Source organism: Acidobacteriota bacterium (genome assembly GCA_022340665.1).
Taxonomy (GTDB): domain Bacteria; phylum Acidobacteriota; class Thermoanaerobaculia; order Thermoanaerobaculales; family Sulfomarinibacteraceae; genus Sulfomarinibacter.
Genome location: JAJDNM010000117.1, coordinates 1 through 4485, shown reverse-complemented (window position 1 = coordinate 4485; position 4485 = coordinate 1). Strand labels below are relative to the sequence as shown.

Annotated in this window: 5 protein-coding genes; 2 read left to right on the top strand and 3 right to left on the bottom strand. The window is 61.5% G+C overall.

Going from position 1 to position 4485, the window contains the following annotated elements; genetic code table 11:
* Positions 1-1155 (bottom strand): rhomboid family intramembrane serine protease (locus LJE93_13105; protein ID MCG6949844.1); only part of this gene is annotated, 1155 nt, incomplete at its 3' end.
* A gap of 42 nt (positions 1156-1197) precedes the next feature.
* Positions 1198-1413 carry a hypothetical protein gene (locus LJE93_13100; GenBank protein ID MCG6949843.1) on the bottom strand — a complete coding sequence of 72 codons (216 nt, stop codon included), beginning with the start codon at positions 1411-1413 and terminating at the stop codon, positions 1198-1200.
* Between the two features lie 63 nt (positions 1414-1476).
* Between LJE93_13100 and LJE93_13095 the strand changes: the two genes are divergently transcribed.
* On the top strand, positions 1477-3717 hold the full coding sequence (locus LJE93_13095) for an NADP-dependent isocitrate dehydrogenase (protein ID MCG6949842.1): 2241 nt from the start codon (positions 1477-1479) through the stop codon (positions 3715-3717).
* 360 nt (positions 3718-4077) lie between these two features.
* The gene (locus LJE93_13090) at positions 4078-4251 is read left to right on the top strand and encodes a hypothetical protein (protein ID MCG6949841.1); all 174 of its coding nucleotides are present in this window, start codon (positions 4078-4080) and stop codon (positions 4249-4251) included.
* Positions 4252-4284: 33 nt separating this feature from the next.
* Here the strand turns inward: LJE93_13090 and LJE93_13085 are convergent.
* A partial coding sequence (locus tag LJE93_13085) for a hypothetical protein (protein ID MCG6949840.1) occupies positions 4285-4485 on the bottom strand: 201 nt, incomplete at its 5' end.

Sequence of the window (4485 nt, the reverse complement as noted above, 5' to 3'; positions counted from 1 at the left end):
CAGCTCTCCCCAGCAGAGGCCCGGAAGTCCGTCATCGCCCGACCGGGCGGCCGCCTCGAGAGGCCGGATCATTCGCCGCGCGACGCGTTGCTCGGTCCCGCCGGCGACGGCGAGGTTCCACAAACCCGATGCCGCATCCGCATCACCGGGATTTCGCTCCAGTTCGGCCTCGAGCAGAGCCACGGCCTCCTCGGTACGCCCCTCCCGTGCGAGATCGAAGGCCTGTTCAATGGCCCGAGCCTCGTGAACGACGGTCCGAGTCTCGATCGAGGGCTCGACGAACCGCTCCTCGATCGCGAGCTTTCTGATCGCGAAGGCTACGACGACGCCAAACATGAAACCCGCCACGTGCGCGCTGAATGCCACGTTGCCCATATCGGCGACGGTTGTGAAGGCCCACAGGCCGCTCATGAATGCCACCTGACCGGCCGCCCACAGACCGAGCATCAGCCACGCCGGCGCGGCAAAGGTCCCGGTGTAGATCTTGAGAAAGAAGACCCAATAGAAGAAGGTGATTCGCGTGTTCCAGAAGCGAACGGCAAACGCGCCCATCACCCCGGCGATGGCGCCGGAGGCGCCGACCAGCGGCTCGTCGACATCGGGATGGCCGAGCACGAAGAACGCCGCTGCCGCCAGCCCCGCGGCGATGTAGAACAGCGAGAACATCGGCCGCCCCCAGACATCCTCGAGAGACGGTCCGACGAGATAGAGGATGAAGAGGTTGCCGAGAAGATGGAGCAATCCAGCGTGCATCAACATATGCGTGAGCCAGGCGACCGGGCGCGGCCGGGCTGGAACCAGGCCCCAGCGAAAGTATGGTGAGCTGTCGCGAGCTTCGAAGACAGCCGCAACCAGGTCATCGAGCTGCCGCTGTTCACTCTCTCTCAGCGCGTCATCATCCGGAGGGGAGATCTCCGGACTTCCTTGCTGGAGGAGCGAGTAATAGAGGTACCCCTTGAGCTGCGGATCGAGCTCGAGATAGGGGTGCTCGACGAAGTACTCCACGGCTCGTCTCTCGCGGCTGGCGACGATGCTCTCGCTCGACGGGGCGATCACCGTGAGAATAAAGGCCACCAGGCAAAGACAGATGATCGTCAGGGTCACCCACGGCATGCGCCGTACGGTGGTCTCCTCGTGGCCTATAGGAAGCAACATCGTCGAACTCGCCTATTCGAGGATACCGCGAGGGGGCTCCCCTCAGAGATGCACCGGCATCACATCGCGCCTGAGAACGTCTTCTTCGCTCTCTCGCCGCCGGATGACCGTGGCCTCGCCACCGGTGACGAGACCGGTGGCCGGCCGCGGCATGGCATTGAAATTGCTCATCGACACTTCCTGGTAGGCGCCGGTGTCGAGCAGAGCCAGGAGATCGCCGATGCCGTCCAGGAATCCGAAAAAGATGATTGCTGACAATCGCAGCTGGAAAGGCTAGACTGCCTTGCCGGCTTGCGGCAAAACCCCCACCAAGGATGCACCATGACCGACTCGAAAATCATCTGGACCAAGACCGACGAGGCACCGCTGCTGGCGACCTTTTCCTTCCTGCCAATCCTCCGCGCCTACACCAGGGGCTCCGGCGTCGAGATCGAGCTGAGTGATATCTCGTTGGCCGGTCGCGTGATCGCGAACTTCCCGGAAAACCTGACCGAGGACCAGAGGATCCCGGACCACCTCGCCGAGCTCGGAGAGCTGGTCAAGCAACCCGAGGCCAACATCATCAAGCTGCCCAACATCAGCGCCTCGATTCCCCAGCTCCAGGCAACCATCGAGGAGCTGCAATCGAAGGGGTACGACATCCCGGACTTCCCCGAGGAGCCCAAGACGGAAGCCGAGAATGAGCTGCGGGCCCGATTTTCGGTGTGTCTCGGTTCCGCAGTGAACCCCGTGCTTCGTGAAGGCAACGCCGACCGCAGACCTGCTGCATCGGTCAAGAGCTTCGCGCAGAAGCACCCGCACAAGATGATGAAGCCCTGGCCCGAGTCGGGATCGAGGGCGCGGGTCGCCCACATGAGCCGCGGTGATTTCTTCGAGAGTGAAAACTCGACCACGATGGACGCTGCGACCGATGTCAGGATCGAGTTCGTCGCCAGCGATGGATCGACCACCGTGTTGAAGCCGAATATCGCCCTCCTGGAGGGCGAGGTCGTCGATACGGCAGTGATGAACGTCGCCGCGCTTCGCGAGTTCTACGGCGCGCAGATCGAGGAAGCCAGGAACGACGGCGTGCTGCTGTCACTGCACCTCAAGGCGACGATGATGAAGATCTCCGATCCCATCATGTTCGGCCATTGCGTTTCCGTCTTCTACGCCGAGGCGCTCGACAAGCACGCCGAGGTGCTCGAGGAGATCGGCGCCAACGTCAATAACGGCCTCGCCGATGTGCTGGAAAGGCTGGATCGGCTCCCCGCCGACAAGAAGGCCGAGATCGAAGCCGACATCGACGCCGTGTACGCGTCCCGGCCCGACCTCGCGATGGTCGATTCCCGGAACGGCATTACAAACCTCCACCTCCCCAACAACATCATCGTCGACGCATCGATGCCGAACGTTGTTCGTGACGGTGGCAAGATGTGGAACAAGGACGACCAGCTCCAGGACTGTATCGCCATGGTGCCGGATCGCTGTTACGCGACGATGTATTCGGAGATCCTCGAGGACGCCAAACGAAACGGCCAATTCGACCCGGCAACGATGGGCAATGTCGCCAACGTTGGCCTGATGGCGCAGAAGGCCGAGGAGTACGGCTCGCACGACAAGACCTTCGTGGCGCCTGCACGCGGCACGATTCGCGTCGTCGATACTTCAGGCACCACCGTCCTCGAGCAGAAGGTGGAAACGGGAGACATCTTCCGCATGTGTCAGGCAAAGGACGCGCCGATCCAGAACTGGGTGAAGCTCGCGGTCACCAGGGCGCGGGCGACCGGATCGCCCACCATCTTCTGGTTGGATGAAGCGCGCGGGCATGATGCCGAGATCATCAAGAAGGTGAAGACTTACCTTCCCGATCACGATACCGACGGGTTGGACATTCGCATCATGAAGCCGGTTGACGCCATGAAGTTCTCGCTCGAGCGGATTCGCCGGGGCGAGGATACGATCTCGGTCACCGGCAACGTTCTCCGCGACTACCTGACCGATCTCTTCCCGATTCTCGAGCTCGGTACGAGCGCCCGAATGCTGTCGATCGTGCCGCTGATGAACGGCGGCGGGCTCTTCGAGACCGGTGCCGGTGGCTCGGCTCCAAAACACGTTCAGCAGTTCAACTCGGAAGGCCACCTGCGGTGGGACTCCCTCGGTGAGTACTGTGCGCTGGTGCCCTCGCTCGAGCTGGTCGCCGAAAAATACGGCAACGACAAGGCGAAGATCCTAGCCGAAACGCTGGATCAGGCGATTGCGTCCTACCTGGAGAACGGCAAGCTCCCCTCCCGCAAGGTGAACGAGATCGACAACCGGGGCAGCACGTTCTACCTGGCGTTGTACTGGGCGCAGGCGCTGGCCGCACAGGACGTGGACACGGAACTGAAAGAGCGGTTCACACCGATCGCGGCTGCGTTGGCAGAGAACGAGGTGGCGATCGCCGACGAGCTCCTCGCCGCCCAGGGCCTGCCGGCTGACATCGGTGGGTACTACCTGCCCGACAAAGCGATGGCGGCGAAGGCCATGCGCCCGAGTCAGACCTTCAACGCCATCATCGATGCGATGGAGACAACAAAGTAGTCTTCGCCCGTTGTTCGGGACGTGGTGCAAACACACAGAGAAGTTCCAGACGGAACCTCAGTCCCCACCCCATCTGAGGATGCTGCGACAGGGTCGAATCGATGGCCTCCCATTTCCGGGCCGGAGACTTGGCCGCCCGACTCGTTCCCAGCTCAGCAGCAGATCGACAAGGGTACAAGCACGGTAGCGAAGAAGGCCCTCATCTCCGCGAATTTAGATAAATATTAGAATTTTCTTTCTGAATTGTGACATTTTCTGGAATTTTTCTGGACTTCTCGCCATTACACACGACGAAAGCGGGAAATCGATGACCGCTCAACGACAACCGCGCCCTCGAGCGCACAGCCATCGGAGGACGACATGTTTGAGCAAATCAGCTCTCGCAAAGCCGAACTTGGATATCGTTGGATTCGCTCGCAGAGCGGGACCACCTACCTTTGCCCGGCCTCCCGGTACTCGGAGCTTCGCAACGCCAGTGACGAGGAACTTCAGGCAACCTGCATCGACGAGTCAATGAACCCCCAAAACGACTGACCACCGACCACGAATTTCGCCCTACCCTCTTCTTCAGACCAACGCCCCGGCGCCATCGCGCCGGGGCCTCGCGGTGCCTGGATACTTCGATTCGGCACCCGGCACGAAACGGAGGCTGGAGTGAGCACACGGCAGATCAAAAAGACCACATCCGAGCGTCGTGACCTGGAAATTCGGCGCCAGCTCTACGGTGGAGATGCCTTCGCGCGCCTCGATGAAGGCGATGACCGAGGT

Bases quoted from the DNA above. Each gene is read 5' to 3' on its own strand.
- LJE93_13095 (MCG6949842.1), top strand. From the start codon at position 1,477: ATGACCGACTCGAAAATCATCTGGACCAAGACCGACGAGGCACCGCTG.
- LJE93_13090 (MCG6949841.1), top strand. From the start codon at position 4,078: ATGTTTGAGCAAATCAGCTCTCGCAAAGCCGAACTTGGATATCGTTGG.